A 24,221-nucleotide genomic window follows, 5' to 3' on the forward strand; every position below is an offset into this window, starting at 1 on the left:
AGATAATCAACAAAGTTTAATAAGGTTAAATGAAAAATTTAATCAATTAGTTGAACAATACCAAACAAACTACAAGAAATTAAAATATGGATTAATTTCAGGTATTGCAGTTGCTGCAACTACTATCTTCTTTATCTTAATTGCACTATTTAAAAAACGCAAAAAAGATAAAGAATAACAATTTCAAATAAGACAAATCTATATTTGTCTTATTTTTTATTTCCCTTTAGTAATTAAATCACCATTTCCCACTTTATACCTAAAATAAAAAACAGCATATATTGCTGTTTTAAATTAGTCTAATTTAACTGTGATTCTAGGATTAGCTAAATGTTGTCTTGTTTTAACATTAGTTTGATCAAAAATAAACTGTGCTATTTTTTGATCTGTAGTTCCTTGGTATTTGTTTGATTCATAAACTATCTCTTTAATTCCGCTTTGAACAATGGTTTTAGCACAGTTTGAACAAGGAAATAAAGAAGTATATAAAATACCTTGGTCAACTGAAACTGTTGCGTTTAAAATAGCGTTTATTTCAGCATGAATTACATATGGATATTTATTTAAACCTTCTTCTTTATCTCTATCTCAAGGAAAAATTTTATCTAACCCTTGAGGCATTCCATTATATCCAAGAGCTATAACTCTTTTTTTATCATTAATAATGCAAGCTCCTACTTGAGTATTTGGATCTTTTGATCTAAATGCTGAAGTTTTTGCTAAAAGCATAAAATAATCATCTCAACTAATAGCATCAAATAATTTAACTTCTTTTTTAGTTCAATATTGAACTAAAAAATCTTGATCTTCATCAATGGTTTGAGTTAGTTGATAATCACTTAAATCTCAATCTAAATAAACATCACCTTGATAATCGTTTTTGATTCTTGAAACTATTAATTCATCTGCATATTTATAATATTTCTCATAAATACTTTTACCACCAGCAATAAATAAAATATCTTTTGAATCTTTAAATTTTTTAAATAATTCATCTAATTCTTGATCATTGTGAATGGTTTGATCTGCAGCTTCTATGTCATCGCTTGATAAAACATAAATAAACCTATCATTTAGCTTGTTAGGAAGTCCTAAGAATGTATTTCTACCCATTAATAAACTATGATTGATTGTAGTTTGTTTAAAGTGCTTAAATTCGTTTTTAATAAGTCAAGGCATCTTATTACCTTTACCTATTAAATTATCTTTTCCTAAAGCAACTATTAATTTAATCATTAAACTGCCACCTCTGCTTTAATTGTTGAATGTGATTCATATCCTTCAAGCTCAATATCTTCAAAAGTAAAATCAAAAATATTTTTGATTTTAGGGTTTAAAACTAATTTAGGTAGTTTTAAAGGTTGTCTTGAAAGTTGTAAATCAACTTGTTCTAAGTGATTTAAGTATATATGAGTATCTCCAATTGTATGAACAAATTCCCCAACTTTTAATCCACAAACCTGAGCTACCATTGATAAAAGCAATGAATATGAAGCAATATTAAAGGGAACACCTAAAAATAAATCTCCACTTCTTTGGTAAAGTTGCAATGATAATTCCATATCTTTATTAACATAAAACTGAAAGAAGCTATGACAAGGCGGAAGTGCCATTTGATCTACTTCTAATGGGTTTCAAGCACTAATAATTAACCTTCTTGAAAAAGGATTTAATTGAATTTGCTTAATGATTTCACTAAGTTGATCATATCCCATAAAATTACGTCATTGTTTTCCATATACAGGTCCTAATTCACCATATTTTTTAGCAAATTCTTCATCATCTTTAATTTTTTGTACAAATTCCTTTAATGTTTCATTCTTATAATCTTTACTTTTTTTATAAATTTCATATGGTCATTCATTTCAAATATTAACATTATGATCCACTAAATATTTAATATTAGTATCACCTTTAATAAATCATAATAATTCATAACAAATAGCTTTTCAAGCCATTTTTTTAGTAGTTAATAGTGGAAAACCTTTTCTTAAATCATATCTAGTTTGAGTACCAAAAACAGAGATTGTACCTACTCCAGTACGATCTTCTTTTTTTATTCCATTATCTTTTACATTTTTTAATAATTTTAAATATTCTTGCATATCAACCTCTTTTTTTAAGTGTATTATTTCAATTTAAGATAATTATTACAAATTTCAAAATAAAAAAATTTATTTCATATTTATTTCACAAAAGTGGAAAATTTTAACCAATTATAAATAGCATATTTTCCATATTTTTAATTAAAAAATAAAAAAATCTTTTTGATTTTTGTTTTTTGTTTTTTGAATTAAAATCATTGTAAGACTAAAAATTGAAAACCTTTTAGAATACAAAATAAATAGACGTTCTTCAATAATAATTGTGTTTATAAAATAAATGAATATTGACTAAATATTCAATTTTATTACACCAATTTTTAGCCTTATTTTAATAAATACTAAACATTATACAAAAGAGGTTTATATGAAAAATAACAACGAATATTACTACAAATCATCTAATCCTTTAGATTTTGTTAATAAAATGAATATGCAAGGACCAATGCGTGCAGTTAACTGAAACGTAATCAATGATCCTAAAGATTTAGAAGTGTGAACTAGAGTTACACAAAACTTTTGATTACCAGAAAAAATTCCTGTATCAAATGATTTAAAATCATGAAATGAAATGGATGCTGATTGAAAACAATTACTAACTAGAACTTTCACTGGTTTAACATTGTTAGATACCATTCAATGTACTTTAGGAGATATTGCTCAAATCCCTAACTCTTTAACTGATCATGAGCAAGTTATTTATGCTAACTTTGCTTTTATGGTTGGGGTTCATGCAAGAAGTTATGGAACAATTTTTTCAACCTTAAATACAAGTGATGAAATTGAAGAAGCTCATGAATGAGTAATTAATAATGAAAAATTACAAGCTAGAGCTAAATTCCTAGTTCCATATTACACTTCAAAAGATCCGTTAAAATCAAAAATTGCTGCTGCTTTAATGCCTGGATTTTTACTATATGGTGGATTTTACTTACCATTTTATTTATCTGCAAGAGCTAAATTACCAAACACAAGTGACATTATTAGACTTATTTTAAGAGATAAAGTGTTACATAACTATTATTCAGGTTATAAATACCGTAAAAAAATTGAAAAATTACCTAAAGAAAAACAAGAAGAATATAAACAATTTGTGTTTGATATTCTTTATCAACTTATTGAATTAGAAAAAGATTTTTTAAGAGAACTTTATGATGGATTTGGTCTAGCTGATGAAGCTATTGCTTTTAGTTTATACAATGCTGGAAAATTCTTACAAAATTGTGGTTATGAATCACCTTTTACACCTGAAGAAACTAAAATTTCGCCTGAAGTTTTTGCTCAATTATCAGCAAAAGCGGATGAAAATCATGACTTCTTTTCAGGAAACGGAAGTTCTTATGTTATGGGTGTAACTGAAGAAACATTAGATGAGGATTGAGAATTTTAACATGAATACAACAGAAAAAAATATTGAAATTAAAATCAAAAAACCAACAACTGGTATAAATGCTGTTTATTTTTCATCAGAAACAGGAAACACTGATAAATTTGTAACTAAATTAGGTTATCCAAAACATAAAATTCCTGTAGATATGAACCAAGAATTTTTAGTAGATTTTGATTATGTTCTTTTTTGTCCAACTTATTCAGGTGGATTAGATGATGTTAAAGGAAGTGTTCCTAAACAAGTAATCAAATTTTTAAATAATCAACAAAATAGAGAACATTGTATAGCTATTGTAGCAAGCGGTAATACTAATTTTGGTGATACTTATGGACTTGCTGGATATGTTTTACAAGCAAAATTACAAGTACCTTTATTACACATTTATGAATTAATAGGTACAAAACACGATGAAGAAATCGTTAAAGAAAAAATAGAAAAATTATGAAACCAATAATTTAAAAGAGGAATAAATGAATAAAAAACAAAACTTTAAAGAAACTGATTTATATTTAGCATATAACGCAATGAGTAAATTAAATGAAGGTAAAGATTCAACCAAAAATGATACTATAGCTGTAGAAATTTATATGGATACTCATGTTAAACCTAGAACTATGGAATTTCAAGATATCCATCAAAGAATGCAATACTTAGTAGAAAATAACTACTATGAAAAAGAAGTGGTTGATCGTGTTTCTAAAGAACAATTAGAAGAGTTATATAGCATTATCAAAAAATACAATCACAAATTCCCTTCATTTATGGGAATAGTAAAATTCTATAACGCTTATTGTTTAAAAACTTTTGATGGTAAGCAATATCTTGAAACTTATTCTGAAAGAGCATTAATGAACGCTTTATTTTTAGGTGGAAATAACTTCCAAGATATTAAAAACATCTTAGAGGAAATTCTTTCAGGAAGATTTCAACCTGCTACACCAACTTTTTTAAACGCAGGTAAAAAACAACGTGGTGAATATGTTTCGTGTTATTTATTAAGAGTTGAAGATAATATGGAATCTATTGCTAGAGCTGTTTCTACATCATTACAATTATCTAAACGTGGTGGAGGAGTTGCTTTATGTTTAACTAACTTAAGAGAATTTGGTGCTCCTATTAAACAAATTAAAGATCAAGCTACAGGAGTTATTCCTGTTATGAAAATTCTTGAAGATTCATTTTCATATGCTAATCAATTAGGTCAAAGACAAGGTGCAGGAGCTGTATATCTTCATGCTCATCACCCTGATATTATGACTTATTTAGATTCAAAAAGAGAAAATGCTGATGAAAAAATAAGAATTAAATCCCTTGCTTTAGGAGTTGTGGTACCTAATATTACTTTTGAATTAGCTAAAAATAACGAACAAATGGCTTTATTCTCACCATATGATGTTGAAAGAGTTTATGGAAAACCGTTTTCAGATATTGAAGTTTCTAAAGAATACTACAATATGTTAAACAATGATAGAATTAAAAAATCATATATCTCTGCTAGAAAATTCTTCCAAACAATTGCTGAATTACACTTTGAATCAGGATATCCATACTTATTATTTGATGATACAGTAAATAATAACAACCCTAATGCAGGTAGAATTGTAATGTCAAACTTATGTTCTGAAATTGTTCAATCTTCTTCTATGACTGAATATAATGTTGATTTATCAATTAAAAATTTAGGTGAAGATATTGCATGTAATTTAGGTTCATTAAACATTGATAAAATTATGCAACCTCATCATGATATTGAAAATTCAATTTATTATGCAATTAAATCATTAGATCACGTTTCTAGAAGCTGTGATTTGTCATGTGCTCCTTCTATTAAAAATGGTAATGCTAATAATCATGCTTTAGGTTTAGGAGCAATGAACCTTCATGGATTTTTAGCTAATAACCAAATTCATTATGATTCTCCTGAAGCTTTAGAATTTACTGATTTATTTTTCTACACCATTGCTTATTATGCTTTTAAAGCTTCAAATAAATTAGCAATAATTAATCAACAAACTTATAAGAATTTCTCTACATCAAAATATGCAACTGGTGAATATTTTGATAAATATACTAAGTGTGATGATAACTTATATCAATTTAAATCAACTAAGATCAAAGAAGTATTTGATAAAGCTAATATTAAATTACCTACTAAACAAGATTGAATTGAATTAACCAAAAATATTATGCAACATGGTTTAGCTAATTCACATCTTTTAGCTGTAGCTCCTACAGGTTCAATTTCATATCTTTCTTCATGTACTCCTTCTTTACAACCTGTTGTTTCTCCTGTTGAGGTTAGAAAAGAAGGAAAAATTGGACGTGTATATTCATTAGCTTATAAATTAAATGAAGATAATTATGAATACTACAAAAAAGGTGCTTATGAATTAGGACCTATTCCATATATTGATATAGTAGCTCAAGCACAAAAACACGTTGATCAAGCTATTTCATTAACTTTATTTATGAACGATACAGCTACTACTAGAGATTTAAATAAAGCTTATATCCATGCTTTTAAATCAAAAGTTTCTTCTATTTATTATGTACGTATTAAGCAAGAAGTTCTTGAAGACTCAGAAAATATAGATTGAGAAAAAGATCAACAAAATTGAAACTTAGAACTTGAATGTGAAAGTTGCAAAATTTAAAAAATTTTTATTGCAAAACAAAAAATAGTGTTATAATATTAACACTATATTGCGAGTGTAGTTTAATGGTAGAACTTCAGCCTTCCAAGCTGACTGTGAGGGTTCGATTCCCTTCACTCGCTCCATATCAAGAAATTGACCATCTAAACAAGCTTAGAGCTTGTTTTTTTATATTTTTGTTCATTTTTAGTTCGCTTTAATAAAAAAATTATTTATTAAATATGAAGAAACATCTGCTAATTATTATTTTGATATTTGCTACTTTTGGTATTTTCTTTGCTTCAGTATATGTATTGAAGCAAAAACCTGATCCTATTGTTGAAAGCAAAGTTTATTTATACAAAGTATCTGGAGCTGCTTTGCATACAAACCAAGTTAAAAGTACTAAGAAATTAAGTTATAAAGAACTATTCTTTTTGGTTCAAATTTTTCCTTATGCTGATATTTCGAATTTCCCTTTAAATAATTATGCTCCAGAAAATAATGAAATCTTTATCCCTTATAAGAAAAATAAAATACATATTTCAAAATTAAAAACTATCAAACAATTAACTAATTTAAATATTGATAAAAATATTGCTCAAAAGATTATTCAATTAATCAAAAGCAAGAAACATAATATAACATGAAAAAATATTTTGTCAATCCCAAATATGGATGATATAACATATCAAAAATTAAGCAATATTTTGATTATCGATTAGAATACTTCAATTACTTTTTAATTGTTTGTTCCTTTTTATTTTTGTTTTATAAATTTAATTATTTATGGTTATCTTTAACCTTTATTCCGTTAATTCTTAACTTAATATTATTTAGAAATGCTTGAAAGATTATTTTAATATCTTTAATATTTTGTTTAATAGTTATTTTTATAAATCACCAATGAAACAAAATTAATTCTAAAGATATTAATAATTCTATTTTTACTGTAAAAGATGTATCTTCAAAGTATTTAATTTTGCAAGATAATACATTCAGAAACTTTGTTATTTTTAATAAAAATTATGATTTATTTCTTTTTGATAAAATATTAATTCAAGCAAAATTAAAACCTATAGAACTAAATAACTATTGAGAATCAAAAAATATATTTTATGAATTAGAAATAATTAACTTACAAAAGGTATCTAATTGAGATTTTAGAAATTATTTATTTAGATATCTCAACGCTTTAGGTATTTCATATAATAAATTTCTTATCCCTTTGTTATTTGGTTATAACTTTGACAGCAATAATGAATTGATTACCAAACTAAAAGATATGGGTGTTATTCATTTGATCGTTATTAGCGGTCTGCATTACTATATTATTTATAAATTGATCAAAATTATTTTTAAAAAGATTGATAAATATAATCTATTAAGTTTATTTTTTATTACTATATATACTTTTATAAATAAAAATACTCCTTCAATTTTAAAAGCATTTTTAATGATAATTACTTGTGAATATATCTTTTTTAAACAAATTAAAAACAATCAAATTAATAAAATTATGCTACTATTTTTTGTCTCATTAATCACATTATCCATTAATCCAAAAATAGTATTAAATTTTGGGTTTTGATTGAGTTATTTGTTAACCTTTTCTCTTTTAATTCTTAATAAAACTAAATATTCAAGAAATAAAAAATTAGATAATTTAATCAAATTACTAATAATTTGAATTATTGCTAATATACTTTTACTTTCTTTTAATACTAAATTTAGTATTATGTCATTTATATTTAATTTATTATTATCTAATCTTTTAGAATTAGTTTTAATTATATCTTTACTATGTCTACCGTTTGCTATTATTGTTGATGTTATTTATTTAAATTTTAATTATTTAATTAATATATTAAATAATGTTAATTTAATCATAGTTATTGATTTTACTGCATACATATTTTTATTGTATCCACTTGTTTATTTCATAATTCTTTACAATACAATATTAAGTAAAAAATTAAGTATATAATTAGCATATGACTTTAATTTATGGAAGCGAACCTTATTTAAATGAAGAAAAATTAAATAATATAAAACAAAAATTTAACCCCGCTGATATAGTGGTTTTTGATTCTAAATCAATAGATTATAAAATGGAAGAAGCATTAAGTTCAATGTCGCTTATAGGTAATAAAAATTTAATTATCCTTAATGATTTTTATTGTTTATTTGAAAAAAACTTAAAAGCTAATAGTGATTTATTCGATAAATGAATCACTATTATTAGTCAAAGTTATCATGAAGTAGTTATTTTTTCAAATAAAGATAGCATTATTAAAAATAAATTTACTAATTTTTTAAATGAAAAAGCTGATGTTTTAGTTTCTTCAAAAATCAATAAAAAAGATTTAATTCAATTTGTAATTAATTATATTAATTCAAATAAAGGTTATATTAGTTATAATGATGCGGTTTATTTATTAGAGATGCTTCCGGAAAATCTTTTTATTATTACCAACGAAATTAAGAAATTATTAAACTTATCTAAAAAAATAAATATTGATTTAATTAAAAACAATATTCAAGATACATCATCCAAACCTTTTGCGTTTTTAAATGCAATTGAAACAGGAAGATTTGCAAATATATATACTAAATATCAACATAGTTTATTAGAAAATGATAATATCATTTTCTTAGTATCACAATTAGCTTCATATCTTACCTTAAGCTCTTGTGTATATAATTTAAAGAAAATGAATTGAGACAATCAAAAGATAGCTAAAGAGCTTAATATACACGAATATCGTGTAATTAAAGCAATGAATTTAATTAAATTTTACGGTTATAAAAAAATTAAAAATATTATTTTTAATTTAGCTAAAACCGATTTATTAATCAAAAGAAATAGTAATTCGGCAAAAATTATTTTCGAAAATTTTTTAATAAAAAATTTCTATATATAGTATGATTTAAAAGCATTAATCGGTAGCTGCATAATCTTATGTAGAGGAAAGTCCGTGCTAGCACCACCTGCGATGGTGGTAGTGTTCATGTTAAGCCTAATAAGCTTAAGCTTAGACGACAAGTGCCACAGAGACGAGTGTAGTGAAACGAGGTAAACTCCATGAGCTAGAAACCCAAATTTTGGTAGGGGAACTAGAGATAGTAAATGAACAATTCTCTGGAATGTTTATAACATTAGATAAATTACCGATGCTTTTTCTATGAAAAAGAACAGAACACGGCTTATTATGCTAAAACACAGATTATTCTGTGTTTTTTTAGTTCAATTTTTGACCTTTATAACTATTTTTTTAATTTATAAATTGGAGACAAATTATGAAAAAATCAAAAATAACGAACAATAAATTCCAAACCACTTTGACACATTTAAATTACTTATTAAGTTTAGAAAAAGTTTTTAATTTACAAATTAAGAAACTTTCTTCATTGCTTATTCAACAAATTAAATAAAAACAAGCAACATTAAATTGTTGCTTGTGTATGATTAAAATTTTTCAATGTATTCTTTAAGTTGTGTATAAGGTTTATATCCAGCAGCTGATTCTACTAATTTTCCATCTACATAAACTTGTGTGAAAGGAATTGATGCTACACCAGCTTCTGTAGCATATTCTCTATTTTGGTCAATATCCACTCTGTAAATTTCTACATTATCTTTTTCGCTAAGTTCTTCTAATGAACTTTTGTACATTCTACAAGGACCACATCAAGTAGCATGGAAAACAACTAACTGTAAACCTTTACCATCTTTAACATTTTCAAGAATTTCATTTTTATTTGATTCTTTTAACATAAAATCACCTCTTCTAATTGATTTATATGTTAATTATATACAAAAAATGAGTTTTTTATATAAATTTAATCAAAAAAAGCACTTTTTGGTAAAAGTGCTTTTTTAAAGGTATAAAAAAATAGCAGCTCCCTATTTTCACCTTTCGGCTATCGTCGGCACTAAAGGGCTTAACTACTGAGTTCGGAATGGATTCAGGTGATCCCCTTTGCTATAACCACTGATAATAGTATAGCACTATTTTTTTAAAAGCAAAGAACTTTTTTATTTTTTTGTTCTTATTTTGATTTAAGTAAATTAATAGCTTTAATTTTATTAATATTAATTCAACTAATTACTGAAGTTAAGATAAATGCTCCAAACACAATTAATATAGTATACATAACATTTTTAGCGGTTAATACTAATGGTAGCGATATAGCTACTGTAGACGTTAAGAAACTAGCAAATAAGTACATAATACCAAATGCTAATGGTAATGCTATTATTAATGAAATAATAATAAATGGAACATATATAAAGAAAAACATTTTAATTTTTTCTTTAGTTGAATATCCTAAAACACTTCATATAGCTATGTTCTTTTCATTTTCATTAATTAATATTGTTGAAATAATAATCAAGATTAATATTGATATAGCAAATGATAATATCGAAATAATAGTAATAACTTTTTGAGCTACTGATCCTATTGATTCAGTAAATCCTATTTCAATGTTTTTAGCGTTTAAGTTAAATGCAATAGGAATATATAGATTATCATTAAATATATTACTGTATTTCTCTATACTTGATGATAGAATTTCATTTCTTAATTCTTTATATAAATCAGGTAAATTACCATTTATATTAGCATCAGGTCTAAGGAATAAAATAATATCTTTATCACTAAACCCTTGCTGTTGAAGTACTCCAGGAGTATGTATTGAAGGATCTAAAGTAGATGAACCAAATAAAGCATTAAACATACTTATTTTGTTTTCATCATTTAATGTTGTTAATGAATATGTATCTGAACTTGGTCAATATCCACTAGGCGAATATAACCCTGTACTTCATACTAACTGTTCAGGTTCAACAGATGTTGAAACTATACCATTAAAGAATTCATAATTTTTATCATATTTATGAATATCTGATAATAATTTTTCTTTTAGATCTTTATTTATCAATAAATCATCTGCAGCTTCTTTAGGAATAATGAATTCTGAATTAATATAAGTTGTATTAATTCCATAAACTTTAAATTTATACAACTCATTATTATTAACTACTTCTTTATGCGTTATTGCATTTGTATATCTATTGTATTTGTTATATACAGGAAGATTTAAAATACTTCCTGTTTTTAATCCATATAGATCTGCAGCAACACTATTAACAATTAAAGGTATTTCTTTAATGTTTTTAGCTTTATTTTCTTTATAAAGCTTTGCAGCACTATTTAACAATTCATAATTTAATGCATCATAAGCAAAAACATATTTAGAATTTTGTTTATAACCATAAATTTTAATTAAATTGTTATTTGTTTTTGAATCAACATAAGTATAAACTTCATCAAATTTTGGATTTACATAAATTCCACCAAATGAAACAAAGAAATCTTGAACCTTTTGGTTAGGATCTGCATATATTTTTGCATATCCATTAACTAAGAAATCTCTATATTCTTGACGTTTATAATCTGTTGAAATTACTAATTGTTCAAATTCATTTTGATTTTCATTTCATTTGAAATATCAGAATTTTCCATCAATAATTTTATTTTTATTAGCTACATATTTAAAGAAACCTAATTCTTTATTGAGTTTTTTGAGATTTAAATAAGTTTGCTCTAAATCAATCTCATTAGTTCCATTTACATAAACTAATCCTTCTTGAGTTTTTTCTAAAGCATATCCTACTTTATCTCTAACGTTTAAAATTTTAATTTTTTGAGTGTCTGGAAGTGAATTATAAACCACATTAAATGGATCAATTGATACTGATGTATTAATTTTAATACTTACAGAGAATTGAGAAATAATGTGAGGACTATAAGGATTTGGATTTCCGTTAGGTAATCCTTGATCCTGTTTGTTTATTGCTTTAGCATTAATTACACTTGAAAATCCAGGTTTAAAGTAATTATTTTGATATGAATCTATTTCTGAACCTGTACCAATAGGCACATATAAACTATCCTCTAAGGTTTTTTTATCAATTTGATAAGTATTTAATAATCCACCTTGAGACGTTGGAGAAGTTAAATCATATTTATAGTTATATCTTCTATTGATATAGGTATCATTAATTGTTTTATCAAAAATACCAAACAACGAGAATGCAAAAATTGTAGTAACACTAGCTAATATTGCACTTATACCAAATGAAACCAGCTTAAAGAAACTATTAAATGTTAAAGACATACTAAATTTAGTTTTAACATTTCTTCTTTTAAGGATTTTATAGAATTTTTGATATATATTACCTACACTTAAATCAGCAATACCACTCATTAAATCAATTGATTTATATTTTAAACTTCTTAATGAAATTAAGATGATTAAAATAGACATTGCTACTATAGGTATTAAAATACTTACTAATAATGATAAGAAGTTAAATTGAATGGTTTGGATTGGGATAGTTCAGAAGTTTTTAATTAATGATAAAGCTACTCCGTGTAAACTAAATCCAATAATAAATCCTAATACACCACCAATAAAAATTGTAAAGAATGCAAAAGTAGTTAATGATAAACCAATTTCAATTGGTTTATAACCTTGAGCTACTAAGATACCAATAACTTTATTTTTATTTGAGATATATCTTTTAATAATGAAAATAGTTGATATTGCTACAAGAATAATTAAAGTAATAAGTACTGTTAATGAGAATGATTTAATTGAATTAACTATTCCTTCTACTGTACTTACTCTAATACTTCTTTCAGGATTAATTGGATCTAATTCAGTAGCAAGATAAACGTTTTTAATTTTATTATTACTTGGAACTAGTCTATCAACTAAGTTTTGAATATTTTCTTTTTCTTGCTCTAAATTAGGATTATTACTTTTTACAAGTAAGTATTTTTTAATAACATTTCCTCTATAAGCTTGTTTAATACGATCAAAACCTTTATCATTTACAAAGACAACTGCTTGGTTTTGAGGATTTACTTGAAGGTTTTCTTCATTAATAATAGGATAAATATAATCATAAGAAAAATCATCACCTATAATAATAAATTCACTACCATTAATATTAATCTTATATTTAGAATCTAGCTTAGTTACTAATTCATTAATTAAAATAGGGTCACTAGGTATTATTCCTTTGTAAATTTCTTTATTATTTTTTTCTAAAAATGCATAATTAACTTTTGCGATATATGATGAAGGTTGATTAAATTTAGCAATGTTAAAACTATAATTTACTGTTGTTATAGAGTTAATCATTTTTTCTAAAACATTAGCTAAATTTATATCAAATGGGTTATTTAAATTAGCATTTTGATTAATTCTTTTATAAAGAGTATTTAAATAATCATCATCAATAGATAGTTTATATACAAAGTCCTTTTCAAAAACAGGACTTGGTATTTCACTTGGTTTATACTTTTTAATAAATGAATAAATAAACTCATATGCTTTTTCTTCATTGTTAGTTATTTCTTCAAAATTAACTATTTTATTATTAATTAAATAAGCAATATTACCTACAACATTTTGATTATTTACTTTTGTTGCATCAGTTAATAATCAAATAATAATTTGAGGCACTTTTTTTCTTAATAAACGATTTAATAAAATGTCTGAAATTCCTAATTTTTCCAATGAAAGACTTTGATAATCCTTATTTAAAACATTATTAATAGAATCATAATTATTTAAAATTGCTTCATTTTGAAACACACCATTAATTAAATTATCAAAAACATTTGAAAATATGTCTGGATATTTTTTATCGGTATTAATATTATCTAAATAATATAAATGAGCTAGTCCAATATAACTAAATAATTTAGTTAAAGCAAGTTCATTTTGTTCAATAAACTCACGATAATTATAATTTAAAGCAGCTATTTTTTCTAATTCAACATTTGAATAATGGTTATTTTCTTTAGCAAAGAATAGTTCTCTCATTTTTTCAATATTTGCTATTGATCTAGTTATACCAAAACCTGTTCTTGAAGCACCAATAATATTAGATGATGAAGGTTGGAATAATTCAAAAGAATTAAATGAATTTAAAGTATTAGGGTTATTTGCTAATGCTAATAATAAATTATTTAATTGATTTTTTTGAACAAAATCAAGACCTTTAATACCTAATACTTTTCAAAATACATTAAATAAAGCATAACCATCTTTTGTAAAAGTAAATAAGTCATTTAAATCATAGTTATCTAAATCACCTAGTAATTTATTAAATAAATTAAGGATTAATAAACTGTTTTTCTTACTTGGTTCAGGATTCGCAGCTGCATTATTTAAAACATAGAATAAAGTACCTATTTCATCATTTGGAGTTAGTTGGTTTTGTTGTTTAAATGCAAACAAAGGTAATATTTTACTTCATTGAAGTAAAAGATCTTCTACATTTTCTTTAGTTAATTCTTTTTTATTTAAAATTTCACTAAGAATTTTTCTTTCATCATTTTTTAATGTGTCAATATTGATAAATTTATCATTTTGGAATTTTTCGACTAAATTCTTAATTAAATTCAATTTATCTTTTGATTTATTTGTGCTTGGACCATTATTTAAAAGATCTAATAAATCAAAATAATCAACTTTTTTTGGATCGCTAGAAGGTACTGCAAGTCTTTCATTTTGTCCTAAATCAATAACTTTTGCTGCAGAAGATAAATTAAACATTTTAATAATTTCTTCTTTAATTCTTCTATTACTTCCCGGTTGATTAAAGAAACCTCTTAAAACAGCATAAGCTAAATCGCTAGGCATAAATGATCCTGCACGATAGTATCTAGTTACTTTTAAAAATGCATCAATATCTTTCTTATAAATTTCTCCTTGAATTGAGAAATTATTAAGTTTAATTTTATCCATTAAAGTATTTTTAAATACATTTAAATCAAAAATATTAATAAAGAATTTTAAACCATCAATGATATTTTTGTATGAATTACTTGCATCATTTTTATACGCATTAAATTGGTTAATTATATTAATGAAGTTTTTTGGTAATTTGTTAAAGAAACTAAACACCATTAAATGTTGATTGTCTAATAAGCTAGTATCAACATTATTTAAAATGTTTAATAAACCTTTTTTAAATTCGTTTTGATTAATTGAATCTAATATTCAAATAAACATTTCATAAAGACTTAATTTTCTTTGATATACATTATCTTTATCATTAGATACTTGATCTTTAGAAATTTCTTGACCATTTTCATCATAATATTTGTTGTAATCATTAATAAAAAATTGATGAGATAAGTCTGAAAAATGAACTCAATCAAATGAGTTAAATATTAAAATCAATGAATTAATTAAATCAACAGGATCTTTGATTAATTTAATAACATCTTTAGGTTGGAAAATTCATTCATTAAAATCTACATTTGTAAAATGTTTAATGAAATTAAATAATTTTTCAATTTGAGTTCCTAGATATTCTTTTTGTTGATCTAAAGGTTGCTCTAAAATCTTTTGTTTAATTCTATTTAAGAAAGTATTCATTATACTTTGTAAATAATTTCTGTTTGAATTATGTGTAGCAAAATAAATAGTGTCTAAAGTTCATTTAGGTAAGATATTTAAATTAATTTCACCACTAGAAAGAACCCTAGAAGCACCATTTAAATTAGCTCCTTTTAATAATGCGTTAGTTAAACCATATACTTCTTCTTTAGTTAAAAATCCATTTTTAACTAAATCAGTATCTAATAAGGCTTTTTGAATTAATGAAGCTCCTGTAGAAAATGAACCATTAATTCTAGCATCAACTTCTATTTCACTTAATGGACTTCTATAACCAAAAGGTATATAAACATTATTAGTAAAGCTATCACTAACTTCAATTCAACCATCTGGATTAGGTAAATTAGCTCCTAATGTTAATTTGTTTTGAGTTAAGTATTGTAAAAATTCATCTAAACTAAATTCAGCATTAACATTATTAAATGATTTTGTATTGTAATTTTCTCAATACAAGAAGTTCTTATTTTCATCTAAAACAACGTGTAATAAAACTAATTTATCATTAAATCAAAACACACCTAAATTAGTTGGTTGTTTTGAAGGATCATCTTCATTGTTAATCAATTTATAAACTTTAGCATTATAAATTGGAGTAATTTGATTATTTCTATAGTCTATAAAATTAACTGTTTGATAATCAAAATCAGGTCTAATGTACTTAGGATCTGGTGTTACATTATTTTTAGATTGTTGAAGAATAATATAACTAACATATGCTGGTAGAGTTTTACTCTTAAACACATTAGTTACATCATCTGCTATTTTATTTAAGATAGTAGGATTGTCAATTTCATTAACTAATTTATCGACATTAATTGGAATATTTAAAATACTGCGTTTTGAATCACCTTGATTAACTAGATGATAGACAAACTTTTGGTTGTTTTCAAAAGCATCTACAGTTAATGTTTCTCTTATACCAATATCATTAGAGCTAATATTTAATTTAGACATTAATTCATCATATATTTTCTTGTTTGTAATATTTGATGCTTCATTTTTAATGTAAGTAAAATAATAGTCATTAATATTTTTGTTAGTTATATTGTTGTATTCGTTGTTTGATAATTTAGAACGATCATTAATATTTTTTTCATTATTTAAAGTAATTTCAGCTATTGTTTCTGGATTATCTAAATGATAAATATCTAATAAAGTTTTACCATTATAAGCAACTTTATTTAAATTCACTTGATCTAAATCACCTTGGTAAAGCAATAAAGGAGCTTTGTTTACTTCATCAAAAGATACAACTGGATTAATTTCAAAATTTAATTTACTATTTAAATTAGGTTGAGCATTTAATTCTCCAGTAATTTCATTAAAATCAAAAATAACATTCTTAATAGTTTTGTTTCAATACGAAAAGCTTCTAGGTATTTGTTTTGATTTTAATAAGTTTTCTACTGATTGAACATATGTTCCACTTCATTTGTCTTTGTTATATTCATCAAAAGTATTTGTGTATTGAGTTCTATCGTAAAATGTATATTCTTTTTTGATAGAAGCTCATTTAGTAGGTATTATATAACTTTGATTTTTTGCAAATAAAAAGCTTTTAGTATTGGTTGCTTCTATATTTTCTTGATCAATTAAAGCACTATAAGGAACATCGTTTTTAAACTTACTTTCCATTACATTAGGATTCATTTCTAAAATATCACTATTATTCAATGAATGTGGATTTATTGAATAAACATCATCTCCATCTTTAACAAATCCTAATTTATTTAAAACTTGATCACCTTTAATAACATAAACTAAATCCTTGTTTGTTAATCATTCATTATAAATAATAGGATTTAGTGTCATTTGATTATTTTTACTTAAATTTAAATAAATATCACTTGCTTGAGAAGCATAAATTTTATTTTCGCCAATTGTTAAAAATACAAAATCAGATAGTTTATATTCTTTATCAAAATGTAAAATTGGATTTTGACTTTTTGATAAAGAAATACTTTGTTTTTTTAATTCATAAGTATTGTTATTTAATTTTTGATAAACATCTACTCAATAATTATTTTTTACAAACATTGATTTAACTTTATTTTTGAAATTTAAATCAATTAATGGTTGTTCATCACTTGTGAATTCAGGAATATAAAAGTTATAAAGTTTTTGAAAATCATCTTTTTTAATATAAAGATTCTTATATTGTTCTTTTTCTTGAGGGTTAAAAAAATTAGTTAATTCGATATAACTATTATTGTAATTATCAATTGCGTTATTATTGTTTTCTGAAGTTCATCGACTAAAGTCAATGATATTTTGTCCTTTAACAAAATTAGGTTTATTGTCTTTAATTTCAATATATTTTAAAGGTTTTTTGTAATCATCACTATTTTCTTTATTTCTAACTAAAGAATTAATATAAAAGCCATCATTAAAGGCATTACCATTGGTTTTTAAATCTAAATCAACAGTAATATTGTGAGCATTAGATTTTTTTCTATATTCATTATATTGGTTTTGTAAGGATTTACCAGCGTCACTAAGTAAAGTAAAAATACCAGTTGTTAATAGGATCAACATAGTTAACCCAAATACAACAACCTTATTCTTCTTTAAAGATTTAAAAACTTCTTTGAATAATTTTTTCATCTTCTTATCTCCTTTAATGGTGATTTGTTATATTTATTAAATAATTTTAGTATTTTTAATTAAAAATAAAAATTTTTTTATTTTTGTGGTATTTCCTTTTATTAAAAAATAGCGCTTAATGCGCTATTAAAATTATTCATTATCTTTGTGATCGTTTTCTTCAGGAATGATATTATCAGTCTCTTGAATCAATTTATCTATATCGTATTCTACTTTTTCTTCAATTTTTTCTTCTTCTTTTTTAGGAGGAAGTTCTAAGTGTTTTGCTATATATTCAATTTCTTCAGCAATAATTGTTTCTTTTTCTAAAAGTAAAGTTTTAATTAATTCTAATAATTCTTTATTTTCGCTAATAGTTTTTGTTGCAATTGATTTTGCTTCTAAAATAATTTTTCTAACTTCTAAATCAATTTCATGACTAATTTGGTTAGAAATACTTGAACTTGTTGCTAATGTTTTTCCTAAGAAAGGACTTCCTGATTCATCCATATATTTAATAGGTCCTAAATCACTCATTCCAAACTCAGTAACCATTCTTCTTGCGATTGTAGTTGCTTTATTAATATCATCAGAAGCTCCAGTGGTTATTTTACTTTCACCATAAATAATTTCTTCTGCAGCTCTACCACCCATAAAACTTGCTATAGAAGCTAATAATTCTTCTTTAGTGTAGTTGTATTTTTCGTTCTCTGGCATCATTAAGTTATATCCACCAGCTTGACCTCTAGGAATAATAGTAATTTTTTGAACTTTATTTCCGCCAGGTACCTTAATACCAACAACAGCATGTCCAGCTTCATGGTATGCAACTAAAGTAAGTTCTTCTTGAGTTATAGTTCTTGATTTTTTAGCAGGTCCTGCCATAACTCTATCAATTGCTTCATCAATAATATCTAACGAAATTAAATCTTTGTTTTCTCTAACAGAAAGTAAAACAGCTTCATTAATAACGTTTTCTAATTGAGCTCCTGAGAATCCTGGAGTTCTTCTTGCGACCCTTGCAAAATCAACATTAGGTTCAAATCTTTTTCCTTTTGCATGAAGTTTAAGAATTTCTTCTCTTTCTTTTACATCAGGTAATCCAACTGTAATAACCCTATCAAAACGTCCTGGTCTAGTTAAAGCAGGATCTAAAACGTCAGTTCTATTTGTTGCAGCAACGAATAATAATCCTGAGTTTTCTTTAATACCATCCATTTCAACTAGTAATTGGTTAAGAGTTTGTTCTCTTTCGTCATGTCCTCCACCAATACCACTTCCACGAGTACGTCCAATTGCATCTAATTCATCGATAAACACAATTGCAGGTGAATGTTTTCTAGCTTCAGCAATTACTTGTCTAACTCTTTTTGCTCCCATACCAACAAATAACTCAACAAAGTTAGATGCTGATACAAAGTAAAATGGTACATTTGCTTCTCCAGCAGTTGCTTTAGCAAGTAATGTTTTTCCTGTTCCTGGAGGACCACCTAATAAGATACCTCTAGGCATTCTTGCTCCTGAAACTTTATATTTTTCAGGATTTTTTAAATAATCTACAATTTCTTTAATTTCTTCAATTGGTTCTTTATTTCCCGCAACATCACTGAATTTTTTATCAGATTTAATTAATTGTGCAGGACTTCTATCTCCAAAAGCTCCATTACCATTCATTGCATTCATTTGCATTTTAATTACATATAAGATCATTGCAACAACTATTATTGTTGGTAAAAATCCTAATAAATATGATCATCAAGGAGTTACTGGTGCTTTAGCAATGCTAAAACCTTTAATTATTTCAGCATGTTGACCATTAGTTAAAAAATCTCAAATACTTTTACCATTTGTTAAGAATACTTCTTGTAATATTCTAGAATTAGCTCCTAAAACATAGTTCTGATTCTTAAATGTATAACTAACTGTATTTTGAAAATCATTAATATTTAAATTTGTTATTTCAAATTCTTTTTGCTTTAAACCTGAATTTTCAGGTAATAAAATTTGGTTTAATTGACTTTGGAATTTTGATAAGTCAATAGTTTGTGGCCCAGTGTATCTATTTACTAATCAATAAACCAAGAAAACCAAAAGAAGTGCTAAAAGAACAGAAGTTAAAACTATTTTTCAAGGTTTTCTTTTTTTGTTCATTTGTTCACCTTTCATTTTATTAAAGTATGAAAATATTATATATTATTACTTATAATTTTTCCTTTTTCTTTTTCTAGATATATGTCGTCCTTTAATTTATATTTACTTGTTCTTCTATTAGATAAAATAAATTTTTCTATACTATGAACTTTTTTAGAACTTAAATTAATATTTTCCTTAGGAAAGTTTTTATAAATTAGCATATGAATTAATTCAGATTTATATTTTAATAATTGGAATACATTTTGCTCAAATTTAACTTCTTTTCATAATTTATATTCTCTTAATACTGATTTATATGTACTATTTAAAAATAAATTTTTAATTCTAAATTTCAATATTCATCAATTCTTTTTAATGATATTTATATTATTTAGCATAATTCTTATTCTATTTCTAGAATATTTAGGTAATAAATTAGAATAATCCAAAGCATAATCTATTTTATTTTTATAACAAATCTTCTCGATTTGTTTTTTTGTATATTTAAACAATAAAGGTCTATATACATTCATTTCATCAATACAATTATGTTTTTTTATTCCGTAATAATAAGTGAATCTTTTGTTGATTTTTTGAAAAATTGCAGTTTCTAGAAAATCATCTTTTTGATGAGCTGTAAATAAATAATCACATTTTTCTTTTAGGTAAATTTCTTTAAAAAAAGAGTATCTTTTTTCTCTTGCTCATTCTTGAAAATTACCTGTTTTAAATTCATCTTTTTTTAAATTTAAAACATATAATTTAATATTATTTTTTTTACAAAAATTTTCTACAAGTTTTTGATCATATCAACTTGTTTTTCTTTGGTTGTAATTAACATGAGCTACAATAATATTTTTGTTTTTATATTCATTTAATAAAAACATACTATCACCGCCACCGCTAATTGCAAGTAAATATTTTTTATCCATTATTTTTTATTAAAACTATTCATAATTAAATGAACATCATTGTAAATAAATGAAATTGCAGCATCTGCAGCTTTATCTAAAACAGGTTCTAAAGTAGCAAATTGTTCAATGGTAAATCTTCCTAAAACAAAGTTTCTTAACGGTTCTTGATGTGGTGTATTTATACCTATTTTTAACCTTTTAAAAGATGAATCATTTAATTCTTTAATGATGCTTAACACACCATTATGACTACCTCCAGAACCACCTATTTTAATTGAACTTTTACCTAATTCAAAATCCTTTTCATCATGAATTACCATAATATTATCCGGACTAATTTTAAAAAAATTAGCTATTGAATTAACAAAGGTTCCTGAAAGATTCATATAGGTCATTGGTTTAGCAATTATTACTTCATCTAACTTAACATATTCACCATTAAATTTATTTTTATTTAAAGTAATATTTAACTTTTCGCAAATTTTATCTATTGCTAAAAAACCTACATTATGTCTTGTAAATTTATATTGATCTCCTGGGTTTCCTAGTCCTACTATTAATTTCATTGTTCTCCTTTTAATAAATTTAATAAATTAGTATTTCAAACATCTTGTTTTAAGTTATAAAGTACTAATTTATCATAATCTAAATTATCATTAATTAATATACTTAATTCTTTTATTGCTCTAGATGTTCCTGTATAAAGCATTTTTTTACTTAGCATAAATCTATGACTAGAATGCACAATAAATAATACTCTATCTATTTCACTACCTTGGAATTTATGAATAGTAATTCCATATGCTAAATAAATTTGGTCTCTAAATTCTTTTTCAGTATAAGTAACATTAATTTCATTATTTTGTTTAACAAAACATACTTTGATAATTTTTCCACTTTGAGTTTCTTTTGCTTCTTTAATATAACCAATATCACCATTATATACATCATCATTTGGTCTATTTTCCAATTGAATTACACGATCATTTATTTTATAAACTATTTCTTTATCTTTTCTTCTGGTTGTTAAAACTACTTTATTATGCGGATTAATCTTTTCTTGAATTAAATTGTTTAAATTAATTAAACCGTTTTCTCCTAAATATGTTGGACAAAGTAATATAACATTGTCTATTCCATATTTCTGGGCGTTTTTTAAATAAATTTCGCTTGCAGAAATTGCAAATCTATCAGTATTTAAGATGTGTTTATTAACTATACCTTTTTTAAAATTTGGTGTTTGATTATTTTTTATTGCTTGAAAGTGCTTTCAAATTTCTATAGAATCACTTCTGAAAAACTCTGTTAAGTAATAAGTTTTAAATAAATGAGAATAAATAATATCGCTTAATAAATTACCAGGTCCTATTGCTGGTAATTGCTCAACATCACCTATTAAAATTAATTTTGATAAATTTGGACAGCTACTTAATAATTTATGAAAAATATTTAAATTAACCATTGAAAACTCATCAATAATAATACATTTTATAGGTTCTGTTTCACTTATATCATATACATTTTCATCATCATTTGCTATTTTTAAGAAGCTATGAATCGTTCTTACTTTTTGTTGTATTTTAGTACCTATATTAGTAGCAGCTCTACCTGTTGGAGCTAGAATTGCAAAATCTTTATTAATTTCATATTTTTGTTCTTTTAAATCTTGATAAATATGTTTGATTAAAAAGCTTTTTCCAGTTCCTGGACCTCCACTTATTACTACTACATTATTTTTTTTATATAAATTAAATGCTTCTTTTTGTTCAAAAGATAATGCTTCAGTTGAAATTTTGGTAGTTTTTGTACCAAATAACTTACTTTTTTGTATCTCTTTTAAGAAATAACTTACTTCAACTTCTTTGGTAAAAGTTTCTGCTAAACTAATATATTCTTTATCATTTTCTTCAAATTTATATAAGAAATTATTCTTAACAAAAACTAATAATAAACCTTTTATTTCATCCTTTGAAATAAAAAAATACTTAGATAAATCATCTATAATTTCATCTATTTCAAACTTAGTTGAATTATTATTTTCTTTTTCTTTTATTATTCAATGTAAATAAGCTTTTACTCTTTGAGGTGAATTTTTTGCTCAATTTATTAATAAAGCAAATTTATCAACATCTTGAAGTTTTTGTTTGTAATCTATATATAAAATATAAGGGTCATTATATTTAAAAAAATCTAAATAATTTATTGGTTCATTTTTTGAATTAAGTCTCTTTAGAAGTAAATAAATATTTTGTAAATTATTTGAATAAAAAAACTTAATGTTATCAACTTCGATATTTGAACCACTTGTGAAAATCGAAATCAAATCAGGATTATTTGAAGCAAATTCTTTAAACCCTTCAATTTGTCTCGTTGAAAGTAATTCTAATAATTCAGCTTCATTATTTTCTAAATCCATTATTTTATTAAAAATTTCATTACCATATACTTTTACAATTTGAGCAGCTTTTTTTGGACCTACATAAGAAATATTTTTTACAAGAAAATCTTCTAAATTTACTTCTTTTGGATCTAATAAAACAGGAACGAAAGAAAGTAATTTTTTATTATTTCCTCTATTTGAATCTTCTAGTTCTACTTCATACTCAGTATTTAATTCAGGTAAATTTTTAACAGCATACACAACAAAATTTACTTTTTTTTCACCTTTAAAAATGAACAAACCTCAATCTTCTGTACCTGATATTTTCTTTATAAAATACCCTTTATATTTATTTTTTTCTACCATAAATTTTATTATATCATTTTAATTTTTTGATATTTTTTAGTTTTTAAAAATGTCAAAAATAATTGTTAATTATATGTTAATAACTTTTTGATAAATATTTTATTCACATTTTAATTAACAAGTTATTAACATATATTAAAAAATGTTAATAAATAACCATTATGTAAGAAAATCAGTATATTTTATTGTTAATAAAATTGTATTTGTATATTTTATTAACAGTTTATTTAA

The 24,221-nt window shown here is 24.1% G+C and carries 15 protein-coding genes, 1 tRNA gene, 1 rRNA gene and 1 other RNA gene; 9 read left to right on the forward strand and 9 right to left on the reverse strand.

What is annotated here, in order from left to right:
• Positions 1-294 precede the first annotated feature (294 nt).
• Both GE118_RS04410 and GE118_RS04260 read right to left on the reverse strand, forming a co-directional pair.
• Positions 295-1,236, reverse strand: a complete 942-nt coding sequence (locus tag GE118_RS04410; protein ID WP_158764170.1) for a dihydrofolate reductase — start codon at positions 1,234-1,236, stop codon at positions 295-297.
• On the reverse strand, positions 1,236-2,105 hold the full coding sequence (locus GE118_RS04260) for a thymidylate synthase (protein ID WP_158764171.1): 870 nt from the start codon (positions 2,103-2,105) through the stop codon (positions 1,236-1,238). Before GE118_RS04260 ends, GE118_RS04410 begins: the two co-directional genes overlap by 1 nt.
• A gap of 364 nt (positions 2,106-2,469) precedes the next feature.
• On the opposite strand from GE118_RS04260, the gene nrdF reads away from it, so the two are divergent.
• The 9 genes from nrdF (at position 2,470) to GE118_RS04400 (ending at position 9,560) form a co-directional block, all read left to right on the forward strand.
• Positions 2,470-3,492: a class 1b ribonucleoside-diphosphate reductase subunit beta gene (nrdF, locus tag GE118_RS04265; protein ID WP_158764172.1), complete on the forward strand. Its 1,023-nt coding sequence runs from the start codon at positions 2,470-2,472 to the stop codon at positions 3,490-3,492.
• 1 nt (position 3,493) lies between these two features.
• Positions 3,494-3,946: a class Ib ribonucleoside-diphosphate reductase assembly flavoprotein NrdI gene (gene nrdI, locus GE118_RS04270; RefSeq protein ID WP_158764173.1), complete on the forward strand. Its 453-nt coding sequence runs from the start codon at positions 3,494-3,496 to the stop codon at positions 3,944-3,946.
• A 16-nt stretch (positions 3,947-3,962) separates the two neighbouring features.
• Positions 3,963-6,146, forward strand: coding sequence for a class 1b ribonucleoside-diphosphate reductase subunit alpha (gene nrdE / locus GE118_RS04275; RefSeq protein ID WP_158764174.1), 2,184 nt, complete (start codon positions 3,963-3,965; stop codon positions 6,144-6,146).
• Between the two features lie 51 nt (positions 6,147-6,197).
• A tRNA-Gly gene (locus GE118_RS04280) sits at positions 6,198-6,271 on the forward strand.
• Between the two features lie 96 nt (positions 6,272-6,367).
• Positions 6,368-6,850, forward strand: coding sequence for an MAG0490 family ComEA-like DNA-binding protein (locus tag GE118_RS04285; RefSeq protein ID WP_158764175.1), 483 nt, complete (start codon positions 6,368-6,370; stop codon positions 6,848-6,850).
• Complete coding sequence (locus GE118_RS04290; protein ID WP_158764176.1) at positions 6,772-8,112, forward strand: MAG0480 family ComEC-like protein; 1,341 nt, start codon at positions 6,772-6,774, stop codon at positions 8,110-8,112. Before GE118_RS04285 ends, GE118_RS04290 begins: the two co-directional genes overlap by 79 nt.
• A gap of 7 nt (positions 8,113-8,119) precedes the next feature.
• Positions 8,120-9,049, forward strand: coding sequence for a DNA polymerase III subunit delta (holA, locus tag GE118_RS04295; protein WP_158764177.1), 930 nt, complete (start codon positions 8,120-8,122; stop codon positions 9,047-9,049).
• 10 nt (positions 9,050-9,059) lie between these two features.
• Positions 9,060-9,340: RNase P RNA component class B (gene rnpB / locus GE118_RS04300), an RNA gene on the forward strand.
• Between the two features lie 85 nt (positions 9,341-9,425).
• Positions 9,426-9,560, forward strand: coding sequence for a hypothetical protein (locus GE118_RS04400; protein ID WP_255473569.1), 135 nt, complete (start codon positions 9,426-9,428; stop codon positions 9,558-9,560).
• Positions 9,561-9,594: 34 nt separating this feature from the next.
• Here the strand turns inward: GE118_RS04400 and GE118_RS04305 are convergent, their stop codons facing one another.
• From GE118_RS04305 to GE118_RS04335, 7 genes are all read right to left on the reverse strand, one after another.
• Complete coding sequence (locus GE118_RS04305) at positions 9,595-9,903, reverse strand: co-chaperone YbbN (protein ID WP_158764178.1); 309 nt, start codon at positions 9,901-9,903, stop codon at positions 9,595-9,597.
• A gap of 116 nt (positions 9,904-10,019) precedes the next feature.
• A 5S ribosomal RNA gene (rrf, locus tag GE118_RS04310) occupies positions 10,020-10,125 on the reverse strand.
• A 53-nt stretch (positions 10,126-10,178) separates the two neighbouring features.
• A complete protein-coding gene (locus GE118_RS04315; protein WP_158764179.1) occupies positions 10,179-18,218 on the reverse strand; it encodes an ABC transporter permease in 8,040 nt (2,679 codons plus the stop codon).
• Between the two features lie 132 nt (positions 18,219-18,350).
• Positions 18,351-20,348, reverse strand: a complete 1,998-nt coding sequence (gene ftsH / locus GE118_RS04320; RefSeq protein ID WP_158764180.1) for an ATP-dependent zinc metalloprotease FtsH — start codon at positions 20,346-20,348, stop codon at positions 18,351-18,353.
• Between the two features lie 35 nt (positions 20,349-20,383).
• Positions 20,384-21,262 carry a tRNA lysidine(34) synthetase TilS gene (tilS, locus tag GE118_RS04325; RefSeq protein ID WP_158764181.1) on the reverse strand — a complete coding sequence of 293 codons (879 nt, stop codon included), beginning with the start codon at positions 21,260-21,262 and terminating at the stop codon, positions 20,384-20,386.
• A complete protein-coding gene (gene pth / locus GE118_RS04330) occupies positions 21,262-21,810 on the reverse strand; it encodes an aminoacyl-tRNA hydrolase (RefSeq protein WP_158764182.1) in 549 nt (182 codons plus the stop codon). The genes tilS and pth overlap by 1 nt, the downstream gene beginning before the upstream one ends.
• The gene (locus tag GE118_RS04335; RefSeq protein ID WP_158764183.1) at positions 21,801-23,990 is read right to left on the reverse strand and encodes an ATP-dependent RecD-like DNA helicase; all 2,190 of its coding nucleotides are present in this window, start codon (positions 23,988-23,990) and stop codon (positions 21,801-21,803) included. The genes pth and GE118_RS04335 overlap by 10 nt, the downstream gene beginning before the upstream one ends.
• Positions 23,991-24,221: the final 231 nt, after the last annotated feature.

Source organism: Mycoplasma sp. NEAQ87857 (assembly GCF_009792315.1).
Classification (GTDB): Bacteria; Bacillota_I; Bacilli_A; order Mycoplasmatales; family Metamycoplasmataceae; genus Mycoplasmopsis.